14 protein-coding genes are annotated in these 19,691 nt (G+C 68.9%); 7 read left to right on the top strand and 7 right to left on the bottom strand.

The genetic code is table 11. The features are described 5' to 3' along the window. Positions 1-63 precede the first annotated feature (63 nt). Entirely contained in the window at positions 64-852 is a 789-nt protein-coding gene (locus tag ACTIGJ_RS09935) for a sulfite exporter TauE/SafE family protein (RefSeq protein WP_439640152.1), read from the top strand. Positions 853-862: 10 nt separating this feature from the next. Here the strand turns inward: ACTIGJ_RS09935 and ACTIGJ_RS09930 are convergent, their stop codons facing one another. Beyond that, a complete protein-coding gene (locus ACTIGJ_RS09930) occupies positions 863-3,175 on the bottom strand; it encodes an NADP-dependent malic enzyme (RefSeq protein WP_439640151.1) in 2,313 nt (770 codons plus the stop codon). Between the two features lie 245 nt (positions 3,176-3,420). Between ACTIGJ_RS09930 and ACTIGJ_RS09925 the strand changes: the two genes are divergently transcribed. Together ACTIGJ_RS09925 and ACTIGJ_RS09920 are read left to right on the top strand one after the other, a co-directional pair. Next, positions 3,421-4,761 carry a dicarboxylate/amino acid:cation symporter gene (locus tag ACTIGJ_RS09925; protein ID WP_439640150.1) on the top strand — a complete coding sequence of 447 codons (1,341 nt, stop codon included), beginning with the start codon at positions 3,421-3,423 and terminating at the stop codon, positions 4,759-4,761. Between the two features lie 91 nt (positions 4,762-4,852). Next, entirely contained in the window at positions 4,853-7,423 is a 2,571-nt protein-coding gene (locus ACTIGJ_RS09920; protein ID WP_439640241.1) for a hybrid sensor histidine kinase/response regulator, read from the top strand. Between the two features lie 19 nt (positions 7,424-7,442). Here the strand turns inward: ACTIGJ_RS09920 and ACTIGJ_RS09915 are convergent, their stop codons facing one another. Continuing rightward, positions 7,443-8,105 (bottom strand): response regulator, encoded by a 663-nt coding sequence (locus ACTIGJ_RS09915; RefSeq protein WP_439640149.1) that lies wholly within the window; start codon positions 8,103-8,105, stop codon positions 7,443-7,445. A 304-nt stretch (positions 8,106-8,409) separates the two neighbouring features. On the opposite strand from ACTIGJ_RS09915, the gene ACTIGJ_RS09910 reads away from it, so the two are divergent. Further along, positions 8,410-9,885 (top strand): alginate export family protein, encoded by a 1,476-nt coding sequence (locus ACTIGJ_RS09910; RefSeq protein WP_439640148.1) that lies wholly within the window; start codon positions 8,410-8,412, stop codon positions 9,883-9,885. A 43-nt stretch (positions 9,886-9,928) separates the two neighbouring features. Here the strand turns inward: ACTIGJ_RS09910 and ACTIGJ_RS09905 are convergent, their stop codons facing one another. The 5 genes from ACTIGJ_RS09905 to ACTIGJ_RS09885 all read right to left on the bottom strand — a co-directional run bounded on the left by ACTIGJ_RS09905 (position 9,929) and on the right by ACTIGJ_RS09885 (position 14,824). Further along, positions 9,929-10,726: a zinc-dependent peptidase gene (locus ACTIGJ_RS09905; RefSeq protein ID WP_439640147.1), complete on the bottom strand. Its 798-nt coding sequence runs from the start codon at positions 10,724-10,726 to the stop codon at positions 9,929-9,931. 129 nt (positions 10,727-10,855) lie between these two features. Beyond that, a complete protein-coding gene (locus tag ACTIGJ_RS09900) occupies positions 10,856-11,467 on the bottom strand; it encodes a hypothetical protein (protein ID WP_439640146.1) in 612 nt (203 codons plus the stop codon). Positions 11,468-11,613: 146 nt separating this feature from the next. Next, positions 11,614-11,784 (bottom strand): hypothetical protein, encoded by a 171-nt coding sequence (locus tag ACTIGJ_RS09895; protein WP_439640145.1) that lies wholly within the window; start codon positions 11,782-11,784, stop codon positions 11,614-11,616. Next, on the bottom strand, positions 11,781-14,084 hold the full coding sequence (gene uvrD, locus ACTIGJ_RS09890) for a DNA helicase II (RefSeq protein WP_439640144.1): 2,304 nt from the start codon (positions 14,082-14,084) through the stop codon (positions 11,781-11,783). Before uvrD ends, ACTIGJ_RS09895 begins: the two co-directional genes overlap by 4 nt. 2 nt (positions 14,085-14,086) lie before the next feature. Further along, positions 14,087-14,824 (bottom strand): TerC family protein, encoded by a 738-nt coding sequence (locus tag ACTIGJ_RS09885; RefSeq protein ID WP_439640143.1) that lies wholly within the window; start codon positions 14,822-14,824, stop codon positions 14,087-14,089. A gap of 119 nt (positions 14,825-14,943) precedes the next feature. On the opposite strand from ACTIGJ_RS09885, the gene ACTIGJ_RS09880 reads away from it, so the two are divergent. The 3 genes from ACTIGJ_RS09880 to ACTIGJ_RS09870 all read left to right on the top strand — a co-directional run bounded on the left by ACTIGJ_RS09880 (position 14,944) and on the right by ACTIGJ_RS09870 (position 19,664). Next, positions 14,944-16,857: a DUF4153 domain-containing protein gene (locus tag ACTIGJ_RS09880; RefSeq protein WP_439640142.1), complete on the top strand. Its 1,914-nt coding sequence runs from the start codon at positions 14,944-14,946 to the stop codon at positions 16,855-16,857. 76 nt (positions 16,858-16,933) lie between these two features. Next, on the top strand, positions 16,934-18,091 hold the full coding sequence (locus ACTIGJ_RS09875) for a glycosyltransferase family protein (protein ID WP_439640141.1): 1,158 nt from the start codon (positions 16,934-16,936) through the stop codon (positions 18,089-18,091). A gap of 160 nt (positions 18,092-18,251) precedes the next feature. Continuing rightward, complete coding sequence (locus ACTIGJ_RS09870; protein ID WP_439640140.1) at positions 18,252-19,664, top strand: WS/DGAT/MGAT family O-acyltransferase; 1,413 nt, start codon at positions 18,252-18,254, stop codon at positions 19,662-19,664. The last annotated feature ends 27 nt before the right edge of the window (positions 19,665-19,691 follow it).

The raw sequence follows: 19,691 nt of genomic DNA, 5'->3' as shown, positions 1-19,691 counted from the left end.
TAGCCTTTGCCACCGCGCCATTCTACGGCCTGCATCCGGCCGCCCCGAGACCCTCCGCCGTCCATGGAAACCATCGCCGTCTTTCTCGCCACCGGCGCTGCCGCCGGCCTGCTGGCCGGGCTGTTCGGTGTCGGCGGCGGGCTGATCATCGTGCCGGCGCTGGCGGTGATCCTGCCGAAGCTCGGCACCTCTCCGGAGGTGGTGATGCAGTCGGCGATCGGCACCTCGCTGGCGGTGATCGGCCTGACCGGCATTTCCTCGACCCGCGCGCATCACGCCCGTGGCGGCGTGATCTGGCCGATCTTCTGGCGGCTGGCGCCCGGCATCGTCGCCGGCAGCCTGATCGGCGCGGTGGTGGCGCACCACGTGGCCAGCGACACGCTGAAGAAATGCGTCGGCATCGGCGCGCTGCTGATCTCGATCCAGATGCTGATCGACGCCACGCCGAAGGCCACGCGCAGCGCGCCGGGTGCGGTCGGCCTCGGCATCGTCGGCAGCCTGATCGGCGCCCTGTCGGCGCTGATCGGCATCGGCGGCGGCTCGCTGACCGTGCCCTACCTGACCGCCTGCAACATCGACATGCGCCGCGCGGTCGGCACCTCAGCGGCCTGCGGCATGCCGATCGCCTGGGCCGGCGCCGCCGGCTTCGCCTTCAATGGCTACGGACTGCCGGGGCTAGCGCCGTGGAGCCTCGGCTACGTCGACCTCGCCGCGTTCGCCGGCATCGCCGTGACCAGCGTGCTGACCGCGCCGCTCGGTGCCCGGCTGGCGCACGGCCTGTCGCCGAAGCTGCTGAAGCGCGCTTTCGCGCTGTTCCTGGCGGCGATCAGCCTGCGCATGCTGCTGTCCTGAGCCACGCGGCTCAGCGGCCGACGCTGGCCTCGGCGACCGTCAGCGCGGTCATGTTGACGATCCGCCGCACCGTCGTGCTCGGCGTCAGGATGTGGACCGGACGCGCACAGCCGAGCAGGATCGGGCCGACCGCCACATTGTTGCCGGCCGCCGTCTTCAGCAGGTTGTAGGCGATGTTGGCGGCGTCGATGTTCGGCATCACCAGCAGGTTGGCGGTGCCGGCAAGCGTCGACTCCGGCAGGATCCGCCGGCGTAGCGCTTCATCCAGCGCGCAGTCGCCGTGCATCTCGCCATCCACTTCCAGCGCCGGCATGCGTTCGCGCAGCAGCGCCAAGGTCTGCCGCATCTTCACGGCCGAAGCCGAATCGTGGCTGCCGAAGTTGCTGTGCGACAGCAACGCCACTTTCGGCGTCAGGCCGAAGCGGCCCACGGCTGCGGCCGCCAGCCGGGTGATCTCGGCAAGCTGGTCGGCGTCCGGATCGGCGTTGATGTGGGTGTCGACGATGAACAGCTGGCGGTCCGGCAGGATCAGCGCATTCATCGCCGCATAGACCGGGCTGCCGGGCGCGCGACCAATCACCTGATCGATGAACTGCAGGTGTCGGGCGGTGCTGCTGATGGTGCCGCAGATCATGCCGTCGGCCTCGCCCTTGCGCAGCAGCATCGCGCCGATCAGCGTGCTGCGCCGGCGCATTTCCAGCCGCGCGTACTGCGCAGTCACGCCGTGGCGGCCCATCAGCGCGCGGTACTCGCTCCAGTAGGCATGGTAGCGGTCGTCGTGCTGCGGGTTAACGATGACGAAGTCGCTGCCGCTGCGCAGCCGCAGGCCGTAGCGGCGGATGCGCGCCTCGATGATCTCCGGCCGGCCGATCAAGGTCGGCCGCGCCAGCCGCTCGTCGACGACGATCTGCACCGCCCGCAGCACCCGCTCCTCCTCGCCCTCGGCGTACACCACGCGGCCGCAGTCGGCAGCCGCACGGCGCGCCACCGTGAACACCGGCTTCATGAAGGTGCCGCTCTGATAGACGAACTGCTGCAGCTTCTGCCGGTAGGCCTCGAAGTCCTCGATCGGCCGGCGCGCGACGCCGCCCTCGATCGCCGCCTTGGCGACTGCAGGCGCGATCTGCACGATCAGGCGCGGATCGAAGGGCTTGGGGATGATGTAGTCCGGGCCGAATGACAGGCTGTCGGTACCGTAGGCCTCGGCGACGACATCGCTCTGCTCCATGCGCGCCAGTTCGGCGATCGCCCGCACCGAGGCGATTTCCATCTCCCGCGTGATGGTGCTGGCGCCGACATCGAGTGCGCCCCGGAAGATGAACGGGAAGCACAGCACGTTGTTGACCTGGTTCGGGTAGTCGGTGCGGCCGGTCGCAATGACCGCGTCATCGCGCACCGCGCGCACCTGCTCAGGCAGGATTTCCGGCGTCGGATTGGCGAGCGCGAAGATCACCGGCCGGGCCGCCATCGCCTGCACCATCTCGGGCTTCAGCACGCCGCCGGCGGACAGGCCGAGAAACAGGTCAGCATCCGGAATCACCTCGGCCAGGGTTCGCGCATCGGTGGCTTGCGCGTAGCGGGCCTTGTCCGGGTCCATCAGCTCGGCACGGCCCTGGTAGACGACCCCGGCCAGATCGGTCAGCCAGATGTGTTCGATCGGCAGACCGAGGTCGACCAGCAGATCGACGCAGGCCAGCGCCGCCGCCCCCGCGCCGCTGACCACGAGCTTGACCGTATCGATCGTCTTGCCGACCACGGCCAGTGCGTTCAGCGCGGCGGCCGCGACGATGATCGCGGTGCCGTGCTGGTCGTCGTGGAAGACCGGAATCTTCATCCGCTCGCGCAGCCGGCGCTCGATGGTGAAGCACTCCGGGGCCTTGATGTCTTCGAGATTGATGCCGCCGAAAGTCGGCTCCAGCGCGGCGATGATGTCGACCAGCCGATCGGGGTCGGTCTCGGCGATCTCGATGTCGAACACGTCGATGCCTGCGAACTTCTTGAACAGCACCGCCTTGCCTTCCATCACCGGCTTGGCCGCCAGCGGGCCGATCGCACCCAGCCCCAGCACGGCGGTGCCATTGGTGATCACCGCCACCAGGTTGCCACGCGCGGTGTAGCGATAAGCCTGCACCGGATCGGCGGCGATCTCCTCGCAGGCGGCTGCGACGCCCGGCGAATAGGCCAGCGCCAGATCATGCGGATTGGTCAGCTGCTTGGTCGCGGTGACCGCGAGCTTCCCGGGCGTCGGAAACTCGTGATAGTCGAGGGCGGCCTGGCGCAGGCCTTCGCGGACCTTGCTGGGGCCGGATGTCGGTTGGCTCATGGTGTCCTCGGCGATCGAAAGGAGGCGACGGGTCAGGTGCCGGGGCAGGCGCTGCGGCGCGGCGAGTATAGGAGCGGGCTGCAGCCGGACCACCGCTGCGGGCCTAGTACATTCGGGTTAGCCGACGACACGGCTCGCAGCCGGGCGCAGCCGCCTACTACCATCCGGCTATTTCTCGGATGCCGGGGCGCGGGCAGCATCCAGTCGCCCCAGCCCGGCGGCTGCCATCCGCGACGAGGATTCTCATGACCACGACACACACGCCGTCCGGGACTTCCCGACGTCTCTACCTCTGGGTGCTGCTGGCCATTGCGATCGGCGGCACGATCGGCCACTTCCTGCCCGATACCGGCGTGGCGCTGAAGCCGCTTGGCGATGCCTTCATCAGCCTGATCAAGATGCTGATCGGGCCGATCATCTTCCTGACCGTGGTGATCGGCATTGCCGGCGTCGCCGACGTGCGCAAGGTCGGCCGGGTCGGCGTCAAGGCGATCCTGTATTTCGAGGTGGTGTCGAGCTTCGCGCTGGTGATCGGCCTGGTGGTCGTCAACCTGCTGAAGCCGGGGGCCGGCTTTCATGTTGATCCGGCCACGCTCGACGCCGCTGCCGTGCAGAAGTACACGACCGCCGCACACGACCAGAGCACCGTCGGCTTCCTGCTGCACATCATTCCGAAGACCTTCCTTGATGCCTTCACGGCCGGCGGCGACCTGCTGCAGGTGCTGCTGGTGGCGCTGCTGTTCGGCTTCGGCCTCAGCGCGGTCGGCGAGGCCGGACGGCCGGTGATGGTGTTGCTCGACTCGGTCTCGCGGGTGTTCTTCCGGATGATGAACACGATCATGCGGCTGGCGCCGATCGGGGCCGGTGCGGCGATGGCGTTCACGATCGGCAAGTACGGCCTCGACAGCCTTGGCCCGCTGGTGCGGCTGATGGGCAGCTTCTACCTGACCTGCGCGCTGTTCATCGTGCTGGTGCTTGGCAGCATCGCCCGGCTGACCGGCTTCAGCATCTTCCGCTTCCTGCGCTACATCCGCGAAGAACTGCTGCTGGTGCTTGGCACCTCGTCGTCGGAATCGGCGCTGGTGCCGCTGATGCAGAAGCTGGAGCGGCTCGGCTGTGGCCGGCCGGTGGTCGGCCTGGTGGTGCCGAGCGGCTATTCGTTCAACCTCGACGGCACCAACATCTACCTGACGATGGCGGCGATCTTCATCGCCCAGGCGGTCGACGTGGACCTGACCCTGACGCAGGAGCTGACCCTGCTCGCGGTCGCCATGCTGACCTCCAAGGGCGCTTCCGGCGTCACGGGCGCCGGCTTCATCACCCTGGCCGCCACGCTCGCCGTAGTGCCGTCGGTGCCGGTTGCCGGTCTGGCGCTGATCCTCGGCATCGACCGCTTCATGAGCGAGGCGCGGGCGCTGACCAACCTGGTCGGCAACGGTGTGGCAACGATCGTCGTCGCCGGCTGGGAGCAGGAACTGGACCGCAACCAGCTGGCGCGCGAACTGGCCCGCGGGCCGGATGCCGCGCTCGAGCCCGTACGGGATGACACCGTAGCGGTCATCGGCGTGCCGGAATCCCGTGGCTGAAGCGCGGCGCGCGCCGGGTCCGCAGCCGCCTGACCGACGGCTGCGGCGCATCGCGCTGGTGCTGCTGGTGCTGGCGGTCACCTGCGGCGCGATGCTGCTCGCCGGTCGCTGGGCGACGCGGCAATCGCTGCTGCAGTCGGCAGCGCGCGGCAACGTGCAGCTGGGCCTGTATGCCGGCGCCATGCAGGCGTTCATCGACCGCCATCGCATGCTGCCGATCCTGCTGTCGCTGGACCCCGAACTGGGCGCGGCGCTCGCCGGCCCGATCGACGACCGCAGCCGCGCGCAGCTGAACGCGCGGCTGGAAACGGTCAACAGCGCGGCCCGCACGGCGACCCTGACCCTGCTGGACCGCGACGGCATCGGCGTGGCCGCCAACAACTGGCGCGAACCGGGCAGCAACGTCGGCGTCGACTACCGCTTCCGGCCGTACTTCCGACAGGCGATGCAGGAAGGCAGCGGCCGCTTCTACGGCATCGGCATCACCACTGGCCAACCCGGCTATTACATGGCCGAGGCGGTGCGCGATGCGCGGGGCCAGTACATCGGCGCGGTGACCGTCAAGGTCGATCTCGGCGTGCTCGAGCGCGACTGGGCGCGCAGCGACGACGTCGTGCTGGTCAGCGATGCGCACGGCATCGTGTTTCTCGGCAACCGGCCGGACTGGCGCTACCGGCTGCTGCGCCCGCTGCAGCCAGCCGATCTCGACGAACTCGCGCAGAGCCAGCAGTACGGCCACCAGCCGCTGCTGCCGGTCGCCCTGCAGCGACGCCCGTTCTCGGCCGACGGCGAGCAGCTGACGGTGGGCAGCGCAGGCCTGCAGGGCGATTACCTGGCGCAGACGCTGGCCTTGCCGGCCGAAGGCTGGACCCTGCATCTGCTGCATCCGCGGCGCGGCAGCGTGGTGGCCGGCCGCGTCGCCGCGCTGGCGGCCGGCGGTGCGCTGCTGAGCCTGCTGTTCCTCGGCCTGCTGCTGCAGCAGCGGCTGCGGCTGTCGCGGCTGCGCCAGCGCAGCCGCTCGGAACTCGAACAGCTGGTGCGCCAGCACGCCGAAGCGCTGCACAGCGCGCGTGACGGCGTGGTGCTGGCTGCGGAGCGTGCGCGCATCGGTGAGCGGCAGAGCCTGGAGCACCTGCCGCAGGGCGTCAGCGTGATCGATGCCGAACTGCGGCTGACGGCGTGGAACCGGCGCTATGTCGAGATCTTCGGCTACCCGCCGGAGCTGATTCGCGTCGGCCGGCCGATCGAGGACCTGCTGCGCTACAACGCCCGGCGCGGCCTGCTCGGCAACCACGATGTCGACGACGCCGTGCAGCGCCGGCTGGAACATCTGCGCGCGGGCCGGCCGCATATGTTCGAGCGCGAATGGGCCGATGGCACGGTGCTGGAAATCCGCGGCAATCCGCTGCCTGGCGGCGGCTTCGTGACCTCGTACGCGGACATCACCGCCTATCGCAATACGGCGCGCGAGCTGCGCACGCTGGCGGTGTCGCTGGAACGCCGCGTCGACGAGCGCACCCGCGATCTCGACGGCGCCCGCCGCGAGGCGGAGCGCGCCAACCGCTCCAAGACCAGCTTCGTCAGCGCCGCCGTGCACGACCTGCTGCAGCCGCTGAACGCCGCCCGCATGTACACCTCGGCGCTGCGCGAGCGGCTTGGCGAGCATCCGGCCACGGCGCTGGCCGACCACATCGAGGAAGCGCTGGTCGCCGAGGACAGCATCCTGTCGAGCCTGCTCGACATCTCCCGTCTGGAATCCGGCGCGCTACAGACCCAGGTGCAGGATCTGGCGCTGCAGGATCTGTTCGATACCCTGCGCCGCGAGTTCGAACCGAGTGCTGCGGCGCGCGGCCTCGGGCTGCGCGTGGTCGCCACCCGGGCGGTCGTCAGGAGCGATGCCGCCCTGCTGCGCCGCATCCTGCAGAACTTCCTGTCCAATGCACTGCGCTACACGGCGCGCGGCAACGTGCTGATGGGCCTGCGCCGGGCTGGCGACGGCCATCTGCGCATCGAGGTCTGGGATACCGGCTGCGGCATCGCCGAGGCGCAACACGAGGCGATCTTCGAGGAGTTCCGCCGGCTCGATGGCGGCGCCGACCCGCAGGATCGCGGCGCCGGCCTCGGCCTGGCGATCGTCGAGCGCATCGCCCGGCGGCTCAATCACCGCATCGGCCTGCGCTCGTGGCCGGGACAAGGCAGCGTGTTCAGCGTCGAGCTGCCGCGCGGCGACCGGCAGGCACTGGCAGTGCCCCGAGCGCTCGCGTCCGAGCCGGCGACGGCGCTGCAGGATCGCCACATCTGGTGCATCGACGACGATCCACGGGTCCGCGAAGCGGCAAGGGCGCTGCTCGAAGCCTGGGGCTGCGAGGTGACGCTGCTCGGCAGCGCCGAAGCTGCACTGGCCAGCACGACCGGCACGCCCGATCTGGTGCTGCTCGATCACCGGCTCGGCAGCGTCACCGGTGCCGAACTGATGCCGTCGCTGTTCGCCCGCTGGGGCCGCGAGCCGCCGGTGATCGTGATCTCCGCCGAGCGCGAAGCGGCATCGGAGGTGGCGGCGACGGCCGGCTGGGCCTTCCTGCCGAAGCCGGTGCGACCGCCGGCCTTGCGGGCGCTGATGCGTCAGCTGCTGCTGCGCAGCGCCGGCGACGATCCGCCGTGATGGACGCAGCCGGCGCGCTTCAGGCGCTGTCGTCCGGCTCCGGCAGCAACCCCTTCACCTTCACCGCAGCCTGGGTGCGGCTGTAGCAGTCGAGCTTGCGCAGCACGGCGGTGATGTGAACCTTCACGGTGTTCTCGGCCAGGCCCAGTTCGTGGGCGATCTGCTTGTTGAGCAGACCTTCGGCCATCGCCATCAGCACCCGGAACTGCTGGGGTGTCAGCTGCGCCAGCTGCTCGGCCAGCTTCGCATCCTCGGCGTCGCGTGCCGCACGCTGCGGCGGAAACCATTCATCGCCATTCATGACAGCACGCAGCGCATTCAGCAACACCGCCGGCGGTGCCGATTTCGGCACGAAGGCGGCAGCGCCGAACTGCTGGGCCCGGCCGATGGTGCGCGGGTGGTCGTTGGACGAGATCACGATCACCGGCAGCGCCGGCCGCTCGCCGCGCAGGTAGACGAGCGACGAGAAGCCCTGCGCGCCGGGCATGTTGAGATCGAGCAGCACCAGATCCAGCTCCGGATCGGCGGCGACCACAGCCGCCAGCGTGGCGAAGCTGGATGCTTCGACGATGCTGCCACCCGACCCGGCGAACGGCTGCAGCGCGTGGACGATGGCGGCGCGGAACAGCGGGTGATCGTCGGCCACCACAATGCGCAGCGCGCCGTCATCGAGCGCGGTCATGGCTGCGGCCGCGCTGTCGCGACAAGTACGCCATCGAAGGAAGGAACAGGATGCATGCCGGCAGTGTAGGCAAACGCTCCGCCTGCAGGAATCTGGTCCGTCCCACCGGGGACTAGCTCCATGGTGTTATTTCCCTGCGTTCGCGCGGCGACCAAGATGGCGTCATTCACCGGCTGTCATGGCGACCGCCCTGCAACCGGCCAGTCGAGTCCCGACCGTTCCCTGACGCGCTGCCCGACTGCGGGCGGAGCGGCTGCGGCCTGCGGCGAGGCATCGAGCCCGATCAACGTGCGAGGAGCCGTGCATGTCCTGGAAGCCGCCGCTGTCGCTGCGCATCTGCTGCGGCGTGTTGTGGGCGACGCTGGCGCTGGCCGCCGGGGCTGCAGACAGCCCGGCTTCCACGACAACCGCGCCGCCGGCGCCGAGCGGCTATCCAGCCGCCGCGACCGGACAGGGCGGGATTGCCAACGGCTACTCCGCCGTGCGCTGGATCGAGGACTGGCAGCGCATGCGCGATCCCGGCCAGCGGCGCGATTTCCTCGACCGCCTCAAGTACCTGCCGCTGGGTCGGCCGGATGTCTATCTGACGCTGTCCGGCGAACTGCGCGGCCGCATCAACCACACCGAGCACGCGCAGCTCAACGGCGGCGAGCAGCGGCAGGACATCTACCGCGTGTTTCTGGGCACCGATCTCCATCTGGGGCCGAAACTGCGGCTGTACGGGGAACTCGGCCATGGCTTCATCGATGGCCGCAACATCGGCCAGCCGTCCGGTACGATGCGCAACGACCTGTTCCTGCAGCAGCGTTTCATCGACTGGACCGACCATTACGGCGATGTCGAAGTCGGCGCGCGCTACGGGCGACAGGTGTTCATCGACGGTCCGAACCTGCTGGTCGCGGCGCGCGACAACAACACGCTGCACTTCACCGTCAACGGCCTGCGCACCTGGATCAACGGCGAACACCTGCGCGCCGATCTGTTCGATTTCCACTTCAACCGCCTCGGCAACGGCGGCATCGACGATGACCACAGCGATGGCAATCGCCGGTTCTCGGGTATCACCGGCGGCATCGTGCTGCCGCGTCGCTGGTTCGACAGCCCGCTCTATCTCGATCCGTTCCTGTGGCGCCAGCGCCAGCGCAAGGTGACCTGGGGCGCGCTGTCGGCACGCGAGGAACGCTATTACGGCGGCCTGCGGCTCTGGGGCGAGATCGGCAAGGCGACGCTGGACTGGACCGTCAACCACCAATGGGGCGATCACGACGGGCGCCGGCTCGAAGCCTGGCAGGCGCTGTTCGCGCAGAACTGGCGGCTCGGCGCGGACCGCCTGGCGCCACGTCTCGGCTTCCATGCCGACTACGCCAGCGGCGGCGGCGCCTATGGCGGGCAGACGTTGCGCAATGCCTCGGCGCCTTACGGCAACAACATCTACTACGCCTACGGCCTGTTCCTGACGCCGACCAATCTCGCCGCACTCGCGCCCAATCTGGTGCTAGCGCCATTCGCCACGGTGCGGGTGACACTGGAATACCAGTGGACCTGGCGCGTCGACCGCGACGATGCCGTCTACCGCGCCAACGGCACGGCCTATGCCGGCACCGCCGGTGTGGGCGGCAACCACAGCGCCGATGTCGCGCGCCTGCAGGTGGTGTGGACCGTCACGCCGAGGCTGTCGCTGACCACGCGGCTCGAACATCTGGAAGCCGGCTCCGCGCTCGAACAGGGCGGCTACCGCAGCTCGAACTTCGCCGCTGTGTTCGCCAGCTACCGCTTCTGAACCGCAGCCGGCCTGCACGGGCGGCTCGGCTGGGGATCGGGAGTCAGTCCGAAGTCTCGATCCGGTAGTAGTCGCGCAGCAGGCCGTACAGCTCCGGGTGCAGAAGCCGCAGCTCGGTGCCGCGCTGGAAATAGGCTTCGGTGGCCACGGCGAAGAACTCGGTCGGGCCTTCCAGGCCGTAGTCGTCCAGCACCTGGGAGGAGCGCCGTTCGAGTGCGCGGTACTCGCGCATCATCACCTTCGACCAGCGCGTGTAGTCCGGCAGCAGCGGCGCGCCTTCGGTCTCCGGATTCTCGGCATCGAGCTGATGGGCGAATTCGTGCACCAGCACATTGACCGCATCGCCAGCCAGCGCCGCCTCGACGTCTTCCCAGCTCAGGATCACCCGCTCGCCGTTCCAGGATTCGCCGAGCCGCAGCTCGGGTTCGTCGCTGACCAGCCCAAGCTCGTCCGGCTCCTGGTGGCGCACCCAGAACGCCCGTGGATAGACCAGCACGGTGCGCAGGCCGCGGAACACGTAGGCATCGGGCCGCAGCAGCATCAGGCAGGCCATGCCGGCGATCAGCAGCCGGACCTCGTCGGTGACCAGGAAGCCGTTGCAGCCCTTGATGCGGATGTCGGCCAGGAACTCGACGACCCGCCGTTCGTGCAGGCGCCGCTGCTCCGGCGTCAGCCGCTGCAGCAGCGGGCCCATCCGGCGCTCCAGCCGCGCCCGCCATTCCGGGCGGAACGGCGCCAGCTCGCGCCGCCGGCGCGCCTGCTGCCGGCGCCAGGCAGTGAGCAGCAGCACCACGGCCAGCAGGCCGGTCACGAATGCGATGAAGCCGTCAGTCCAGATCATCGGACAGAGGTGGGTGTTTCGCCGCCGGGATCAAGGGCGATGCCGTGGCCGCGTGCCGGCCTTCTGAAACGACATCGCCCGCCGTGCTTGCGCACGGCGGGCGATGGCCCCGCGAACCTCAGGCGACGATCAGTTCTGCACGCAGACGCCGTAGACCTTCAGCGAGTTCAGCGCACGGACGACCGAGCCGTAGGTGATGCGCACGGCGTCGAAATCGGCCGTGGCCACGCCGCCGAGCAGCGCCAGGTCCTTCGAGTTCAGCAGGCCGAGCAGGTCGAGCTTCAGCAGGCCGCCGACCGCGAAGGTCTGGCGATCAACACCGTTCAGGCTGGTGGTGACGGTGGCGCCGCGCAGCAGGTCGGCGGTGAGCAGCGAATCCGGGTTGCGGATCACCACGCCCACGCGCCGCGGCAGCAGCGGGCCGGCGATATAGCGGGTGGCCGTGTCGGTCACGCCGAGCGACACCGCAGAAGCGACGCCGACCGTCGTGCGCAGCGTCGCGAAGGTGCTGCGCGTGCGGTCGACCACGTTGCCCGGATTGTCGACACCGCACAGCAGGCAGATGCCGGCGATGTCCTTGCTGACCACGGCGGACGGCGCCAGCAGCGGTTCCATCGGGCCGCCGGGGCGGCAATCGGCCATCGAATCGACGGCCATGGCTTCGGTGCTGATCACGCCGGCGAGCAGCACGGCTCCCATCAGCGTCTTTGCGGCAGTACGCAGGTGCTTATGAATATTCATCTTATTTCCCCCGAGCAACGTGTTGAACGAAGCCCGATCGTAGCCCGCTACCGCCGCTTATTCCAATTGAATCGGTTATCAGGTGTGACCGGTTACAAGACTTGACCGCATTCACGTCGCCGTGACAGCCCTCGAAAACGGCCGCGTCACCAGAAACCGCTGGGCTTGTCGGGGTCGTCCGGATTGTCATCGTCGGCCGGCGGCTTCCTCGCCGACAAGCGCCGCGCCTTGTAGTGCGACACCGCCCGCAGCGTGGCGAACGGACCGACGATCAGCACGACGACCAGCACCAGCACCCAGACGACGGTGGCGTTCATAGCTTCTCCAGATGCGCGTAGGACAGCATCAGCCATTTGGTGCCGGCATCGCGGAACTTGATCTCGATGCGGGTGCGGTCGGCGTCGCCGTCGAAGCTCAGGATGGTGCCTTCGCCGAACTTGGCGTGGCGCACGCGATCGCCAAGCCGGAAGCCGCCCGGCCCTTCACCGGTGGTCGCCTGGTTCATCTTGGTGCGAGCAGGCGGCACATCGGCGGCGCGGGCATAGCGGTTTCCGCCACCGCCATAACCGCCGCCGTAGGAACTGCCGCCACCGCCATAGCTGCTGCTGCCGCCGGATGATGACGAGCCGCCGCCGTAAGCCGGCCGCAGGATGCCGGCGCGCGGCCGGGTTTCGACCACCGTTTCGGCCGGAATCTCTTTCAGGAACATCGACGGCATGCCGATCTGCTCCTGGCCGTGGATGCGCCGCACCTCGGCATAGGTCAGGTACAGGTGCTGGCGCGCGCGGGTGACGCCGACATAGGCCAGCCGCCGCTCTTCCTCCAGCGAGCCGCCATCGACGGCGCGCTGGCTCGGGAACAGGCCGTTCTCCATGCCGACCAGGAACACCACCGGAAACTCCAGGCCCTTGGCCGAGTGCAGGGTCATCAGCTGCACGCAGTCCTCGCCGACGCCGGCCTGCCGCTCGCCGGCTTCCAGCGAGGCATTGGCCAGGAAGGCATTCAGCGGATCGAGGCCCTCGTCCTCCGGTGGCCGTTCGAAGCCGCGCGCGGCGTTGACCAGTTCGTCGAGGTTGTCGAGCCGCGCCTCGGCCTGCTCGCCCTTGTCCTTCTTGTAATGCTCCTTCAGCCCCGAGCGCTCGATGGTCAGCTTCATCAGCTCGGCCAGCTTCAGGTTGGCGCCGTCACGGGCCAGCCCGTCGATCAGATCGAGAAAGCCCTTCAGGTTGCCGCTCGATCGGCCCAAGGTGGCACCGGCACCCAGCGCCGCCTTCCACTGCGATACCTGTGCATCGCGAGCAACGGCGCGCAGCTTTTCCACCGTCGTCGCGCCGATGCCGCGCGGCGGCGTGTTGACCGCGCGCTCGAAGCTGGCGTCGTCGTCGCGATTGGCGATCAGCCGCAGGTAGGCCAGCGCATCCTTCACTTCCTGACGCTCGAAGAAGCGCAGGCCGCCGTAGATGCGGTACGGCAGGCGGTTGCGGATCAGCGCTTCTTCGAGCACGCGCGACTGCGCGTTGGAGCGGTACAGGATCGCGCAGTCGTTGAGCGCAAAGGTGCCCTCATGATGCGCCTTGATCCGGCCGACGACGAACTCGGCCTCGTCGAATTCGTTGAACGCGGCATAGAGCTGGATCGCGTCACCGTCCTGGCCGTCGGTCCACAGCACCTTGCCGAGCCGCCCGGAATTCTTCGCGATCAGCCCGTTCGCCGCTTTCAGGATGGTGCCGGTGGAGCGGTAGTTCTGCTCCAGCCGGATCACCTCGCAGCCCGGAAAATCCTTGCCGAGCTTGGCCATGTTCTCGACCTTGGCGCCGCGCCAGCTGTAGATCGACTGATCGTCATCACCGACCGCGAACATCGTGCCGGTATTGCCGGCCAGCACGCGCAGCCAGGCGTACTGCAGGGTGTTGGTGTCCTGGAACTCGTCGACCAGGATGTGCCGGAAGCGCTGCCGGTAGTGCTGCTGGATCTGCGGCACGTCGCGGCACAGCTCGTGGGCTCGGAGCAGCAGTTCGGCGAAATCGACCAGGCCGTTCTGCGCGCACTGCGCCTCGTAGGCGCTGTAGATGCGCACCAGGGTGCGCTGCGCGAAGTCGCCCTGATCGGCCATCGCCGTCGGCCGCCGACCCTCTTCCTTCTGCGCGTTGATCCAGCCGGTGACCACCTTCGGCACCCACTGCTCTTCGGAAAGATCCAGCGCCCGGATCACCCGCTTGACCAGCCGCTGCTGGTCGTCGGCATCGAGGATCTGGAAGTTCTGCGCGAGATTGGCTTCCTTCCAGTGCAGGCGCAGCAGGCGATGGGCGATGCCGTGGAAGGTGCCGACCCACATGGTCCGCACCGGCACGGTCACCAGCTGCTCGATGCGGCTGCGCATTTCGGCGGCGGCCTTGTTGGTGAAGGTGACGGCCAGGATCGAATGCGGCGATACGCCTTCCACGGCGATCAGCCAGCCGATGCGATGGGTCAGCACCCGGGTCTTGCCGGAGCCGGCACCAGCCAGCACCAGCCGGTGCTCGGGCGGCGCGGTCACCGCTTCGCGCTGCGCCGGGTTCAGGCCCTGGCAGAGGCGGTCGATCTCCGGCGAATCGCCGGTCGGTAGCCCGATCGCCATCGTCAGCGCAACGCCGAGGCCGACAGTTCCGCCATCTTCCGGCGCATCCGCAGGTTCAGGAATTCCACCGCCACCGAGAAGCCCATTGCGGTGTAGACGTAGGCCTTGTCGACGTGCACGTCGACGCCTTCCAGCACCAGCACGCCGCCGATCAGCACCAGGAAGGCCAGCGCCAGCATCTTGATCGTCGGGTTGGCGTCGACGAAGCGCGACAAGGGACCGGCGAAGAACATCATCACGATCACCGCCGTGACGATCGCCGCAATCATTACCGGCAGGTTGTCGGTCATGCCCACGGCGGTGATCACCGAATCGAGCGAGAACACGATGTCGAGGACCATGATCTGCACGACGATGCCGGCGAAGGTCACGCCGCGGTCGCCGCCGCGATCGCCCACTTCATGGCTTTCGCCGCGCAGCATCAGCAGGATTTCCCCGCCCGCCTTCCAGAACAGGAACAGGCCGCCGAGCGACAGGATCAGGTCGCGCCCCGAAAAGCCCATGCCGGCAATGCTGAACAGGTCGGCGGTCAGCTTGGCGATCCAGCTCAGGGACACCAGCAGCGCGATGCGCGTGCCCATCGCGCCGGCCAGGCCGATGGTCCGCGCGCGCGCCTGCTGATGCAGCGGCAGCTTCGCCGCCATGATCGACAGGAAGATGATGTTGTCGATGCCGAGCACGATTTCCAGCGCGGCCAGCGTCAGGAAAGCGACGATCAGTTCGGGGTCGAGCAGGTTCAAGGCGGGGGTCGGGGCGGCGGCGGGACGGGCGATTATGATGGAATCGCCTGACGCGGGATCAGGCCAGGAGCGCGGCGATGGCGGACACGGCAGGCGCGGTTGCCACGGAGCCCGGGGCCATGGATCGCGCCGTGCAGTGGCTGATCGTGGTGATCGCCGAGCTGGCCGCCGTGCTGCTGGTGCTGCACGAAGGCATCGACCGCCAGTGGCCGGGCTTCGCCGATCCGGGCCTGCGGATGCTCGTGTACACGCTGGCGATCGCACCGCCGCTGATGCTGGCGCTGGCGATCGACCGCGCCGGCGAGCGTTTCTCCTTCATCGCGATCGGCCTGCTGGCGATGCTGCTGGCCGCCATCGCCGTGCATACCGGCAGCGACTGTCCGCCCGGATCGTGGACGAGCCGGGCGGTGTCGATGCCGTACTGGACCAGCCTGACGATCGCCCTGTTCGTGCTGCTGCCGTTCCTGCAAGCCTGGCGCGACGCCGGAACCCGGCTGCCGATGGGCCTGCCCTACAGCGGCCTGTACCACCACGCCTGGGACAATGCGCTGGCCCTGGCGGCCACCGTCGCCTTCGTCGCGGCAGCCTGGGCCGTGCTGTGGCTGTGGGCGGCGCTGTTCGCGCTGGTCGGCATCCCGGAGTTCCGCGAGCTGTTCGCGCAGCCGCGCTTCGTCTACCCGGTCACCGGCCTGATCACCGGCTTCGGGCTGGTGATGAGCCGCGCCCAGCGCGGCGCGCTGCGTGCCGTGCTGCGGCTGTGCCTGAGCCTGGCCCGGGCACTGCTGCCGCTGGTGATGCTGCTGGCGCTGCTGTTCCTGGCCGTGGTCACGCTGAAAGGGCCGGATGCGCTGTGGCAGACGCGCCGCGCCGCCTCGCTGCTGCTGTGGCTGGTGCTGTTCGGCGTGGTGCTGGCCAACGGCGTCTACCAGGATGGCGGCGCCGAAGCGCGTTACCCGCGCTGGCTGCGGCATTTCGTGTCGGCCGGCCTGCTGAGCCTGCCGGCCCACGCGGCGCTGGCGATCTGGGCGATCTGCCTGCGGGTCGGGCAATACGGCTGGACGCCGGACCGGCTGACCGCGCTGCTGGTCGCCGTGATCCTCGCGCTGCATGCGCTGCTGATGGCCTGGGCAGTGCTGCCGACGCGCGATGGCCGCTGGCTGGCACGGCTGTCGACCGGCAATCCGCTGCTGGCCGCGATGGTCGTCGCGCTGCTGCTGGCCTCGCAATCGCCGCTGCTGGATTTCCGGGCGCTCACCGTGGCGTCGCAACTCGAACGGCTGACGCGGGGCGAGCTGCGGCTTGCCGCCGCTACCACTGATGCCTGCGCCCGCAGCGACACCGCCGCGACCGCCGACGCCGCTTCCGCAGCACCGGCCTGCCGCGAAGGCGACCCGGCTGCACGGCCGGTGGAGCGCTTCGATCTCCGCCTGTTCGGCCAACAGCTCGGTGTCCAGGGCCGGCAGGCGCTGGAACGGCTGAAGCGCGACCCGCGCTACGCCGGCGACACCCGGCTGCTCGCCGAGATCGACGACGCCCTGGGCGACCAGTACGCCCGCCCCGAAAAGCCGCGCGCGCTGGCGGCAGACGATCTGCGCGTGCTGCCGGCCGGCACCGCTGTGCCGGTCGGTCTGTTCGAATCGATCGCGGCCGACCTGAATCCGGGCACCCCGACCGATGCCGTCGAGTCCCGGCCGGACTGCCACCCCGAGCTGCGCATCTGCGTGCTGATGGCCATCGATCTCGGCGGGCCGGATGGCATCGAGTGGCTGTTCGTGCCGTCGCGTACGGACTTCAGCCCGCCGCCGCTGGTCTATGGCAGGACCGCCGACGGCAGCTGGCAGCTGATGGCCTGGGTGGCGGAGTCCTACAACAGCGTCGGCGCGTTCACCGCCGATGCCCTGCTCGACCAGGCGCCTACCGCCGCCGCCAGCCGCTGGTGGGCGTTGCGGGTCGGCGATAGGTCATTCCCGATCATCGACGGCCGCCCAGCGTCGCTCGACCGCCGCCCGGTAACGCCATCCGCCGGCCCCTGACCCGTCGCCGCAAGGCTGTCATCGAACCGTCATCGAACCGTCATCCGGAAGTTACCGCCGCCACCTACCGTGCCTCGTGAATCCGCCCGACACGACAACGGGGAGCGGCAAGGACATGAAGATCGCCTACGGCGTGATGGGCTACGGCCGCGGTCACGCGATGCGCACGATGGCAGTGCTGCCGAGCCTGATGGCCGAGCACGACGTCACCGTGTTCGCCGGCGGCGATGCCTACGACGTGCTGGCGCCGCTGTTCCCGACCGTGCGCATTCCCACCATCGGCTACGTCTATCAGGCCAGCGGCAGCCATTCGGTGCCGAAGACCATCGCCCGCAACCTGACGCCGATGGCCGACCTGTTCTTCGGCGGCGAAGGCTCGGACACCGTCGAACGCGAGATCAAGGCGCGTGGCATCGAGCTGGTGATTTCCGATTCCGAAGCCTGGACCCACCGCGCCGCGCGGAAGCTCAAGCTGCCGCGCATCAGCTTCGACCACGTCGGCATCATCGCCTACTGCAAGCCGCACTTCCCGCCCGATCTCTGGCTGCAGGGCATGCGCGACGCGATCGGCTACCGCAGCCTGATGGGCATCCCGGAACGCATCCTGATCGCCAGCTTCTACCCGGCCGAAGGCGCCTACCCGGGTGTCAAGGTCATCGGCCCGATGCTGCGCGACGAAGTACTGCGGACCCAGCCCCGCGACGGCGATTTCCTGCTCGCCTACTTCAACAAGGGCGAGCACCAGTACCGGCCGAACATCGACCACGCGCTGCGCCAGCTCGACTGCCCGGTGGTGATCTACGGCACGCCGTATCGCGGCAAGGTCGAGAACCTCGACTTCCGCGCGCCGAGCAACGAATGGTTCGTGCACGACCTCGCGAACTGCCGCGCGGTGATGTCCACCGCCGGCAACCAGACCATCGGCGAAGCGATCCACTTCGGAAAGCCCATTCTGGCGCTGCCGGAAGAAGCCTTCGAACAGCGCCTGAACGCCTGGATGATCGAACGCATGGGCGTCGGCATGCGCGGCAACCGGCTGCACCTGACGCCGAGCGACGTCGACCGCTTCATGGGCAACTACGACTTCTACAAGTCGAACATGCGCGACCACGCCGGCGACGGCCGCGCCGAAGCCATCGCCACCTTGCGGCGCTACATCGACGAGCTATCGGCCGAACTCAAGAACCCCGCCCGCAGCCGGCCCCGGCGCGGAACGGCGGTGTCGGTGGCCTGAGGCGAGGCCCGCGCGCCCGGCGGGCATCGCCGGATACGCGGGTTCACCGGGCCTGCCGCCGCACGACGCGGAAGGCTTAGCCGCCCGAGCGCCGAAGGCCAACGCCAGGCCGGCGCGCTAAAGTGCACGGACAATTCCAAAGATCCCGTGCGAGAACCCGATGGCGACCCTCTTGAAGCCGCTCGATGCGTCCTGGCTGTATGTCGAATCCAGGACCACGCCGATGCATGTGGCCGGCCTCAACATCTTTTCGCTGCCGGACGATGCGCCGCCGGACTTCCTGGCCCGGCTGGTGGCGCAGCTAAAGGACGCCAAGAGCTTCGCGCCGCCGTGGAACCTGCGGCTGAAGGCCTCGCTGCTGAAGAGCGTGGCGCCGGCCTGGGAGATCGACGACGGGCTGGACCTGGACTACCACGTGCGCCATTCGGCGCTGCCGCACCCGGGCGGCGAGCGCGAGCTGGGCGTGCTGGTGTCGCGCCTGCACAGCCACGAGCTGGACCTGAACCGGCCGCTCTGGGAATGCCATGTCATCGAAGGGCTGGAGAACCGCCGCTTCGCGCTGTACATCAAGATCCACCATGCGCTGATCGACGGCGTCGGCGGCATCCGGCTGACGGCGCGGGCGTTCTCGACCAGCCCGAGCCAGCGCGGCATCACGCCGCCGTGGTCGATCGGCACCGAGATGAAGAAGCGCCGCGCGCGCCGCGACGAGGCCGCCGACAACACGCCGCCGCCGTCCACGCTCGACCGGCTGCGCGAGCAGCTGGCGCAGCAGGTCGAGCTGGTGCCGCAGGTGTTCAATGCGCTGACCAAGATCTGGAGCGGCAAGAAGCCGCACGACGCGCTGGCCACGCCGTTCAAGGCGCCGAAGTCGGTGCTCAACGACCGGGTCGACGGCCAGCGCCGTTTCGCCACCCAGCAGTACGACCTGGCGCGGCTGAAGGCGATCACCGAAAAGGCCGGCGTCACGCTCAACGATGTCGTGCTGGCGATCTGCGCCGGCGCGCTGCGCCGCTTCCTGAAGGAGCTGAACGCGCTGCCCCGGCGCAGCCTGACCGCCGGCCTGCCGGTATCGGTGCGGCCGAAGGGCGATCTGGAGCTGGGCACGGCGATCAGCTTCATGCTGGCCGATCTCGGCACCTCGATCGCCGATCCGGTCAAGCGCCTGCACTGGATTCACGAATCGACGCTGGGCGCCAAGGAACACCTGCAGAGCCTGCCGAAGAGCGGCCTGAACAACTACACGACGCTGTTCATGGCGCCCTACATCATGGGCATCCTCACGGGTGCGGCCGGGCGCATCAAGCCGATGTTCAACCTGGCGATCTCCAACGTGCCGGGGCCGGACCAGACGCTGTATCTGGGCGGCGCGAAGCTGGAGGCGATGTATCCGGTCAGCGTGCTGATGCACGGCCAGGCGCTGAACATCACCTGCCTGTCATACGCCGGCAAGCTGAACTTCGGCTTCACCGGCGCCCGCGATGCGCTGCCGCACATGCAGCGGCTGGCGGTCTACACCGGCGAAGCGCTGGACGAGCTGGAAGCGGCCGTGCAGAAGGCGGCCGGCCGGTAAGGCGGCGCGCGCCCGCTCCGGCAACGG

This window comes from Nevskia sp. (genome assembly GCF_051860985.1).
Lineage (GTDB): Bacteria > Pseudomonadota > Gammaproteobacteria > Nevskiales > Nevskiaceae > Nevskia.
This window is presented reverse-complemented; position numbering and strand designations above follow the sequence as displayed.

What these genes read in the sequence shown, in the direction of transcription:
- ACTIGJ_RS09935 (WP_439640152.1), top strand. Translation starts at nt 64, where the DNA reads ATGGAAACCATCGCCGTCTTTCTCGCCACCGGCGCTGCCGCCGGCCTG.
- ACTIGJ_RS09930 (WP_439640151.1), bottom strand. Translation starts at nt 3,175, where the DNA reads ATGAGCCAACCGACATCCGGCCCCAGCAAGGTCCGCGAAGGCCTGCGC.
- ACTIGJ_RS09925 (WP_439640150.1), top strand. Translation starts at nt 3,421, where the DNA reads ATGACCACGACACACACGCCGTCCGGGACTTCCCGACGTCTCTACCTC.
- ACTIGJ_RS09920 (WP_439640241.1), top strand. Translation starts at nt 4,853, where the DNA reads ATGCTGCTCGCCGGTCGCTGGGCGACGCGGCAATCGCTGCTGCAGTCG.
- ACTIGJ_RS09915 (WP_439640149.1), bottom strand. Translation starts at nt 8,105, where the DNA reads ATGACCGCGCTCGATGACGGCGCGCTGCGCATTGTGGTGGCCGACGAT.
- ACTIGJ_RS09910 (WP_439640148.1), top strand. Translation starts at nt 8,410, where the DNA reads ATGTCCTGGAAGCCGCCGCTGTCGCTGCGCATCTGCTGCGGCGTGTTG.
- ACTIGJ_RS09905 (WP_439640147.1), bottom strand. Translation starts at nt 10,726, where the DNA reads ATGATCTGGACTGACGGCTTCATCGCATTCGTGACCGGCCTGCTGGCC.
- ACTIGJ_RS09900 (WP_439640146.1), bottom strand. Translation starts at nt 11,467, where the DNA reads ATGAATATTCATAAGCACCTGCGTACTGCCGCAAAGACGCTGATGGGA.
- ACTIGJ_RS09895 (WP_439640145.1), bottom strand. Translation starts at nt 11,784, where the DNA reads ATGAACGCCACCGTCGTCTGGGTGCTGGTGCTGGTCGTCGTGCTGATC.
- uvrD (WP_439640144.1), bottom strand. Translation starts at nt 14,084, where the DNA reads ATGGCGATCGGGCTACCGACCGGCGATTCGCCGGAGATCGACCGCCTC.
- ACTIGJ_RS09880 (WP_439640142.1), top strand. Translation starts at nt 14,944, where the DNA reads ATGGATCGCGCCGTGCAGTGGCTGATCGTGGTGATCGCCGAGCTGGCC.
- ACTIGJ_RS09870 (WP_439640140.1), top strand. Translation starts at nt 18,252, where the DNA reads ATGGCGACCCTCTTGAAGCCGCTCGATGCGTCCTGGCTGTATGTCGAA.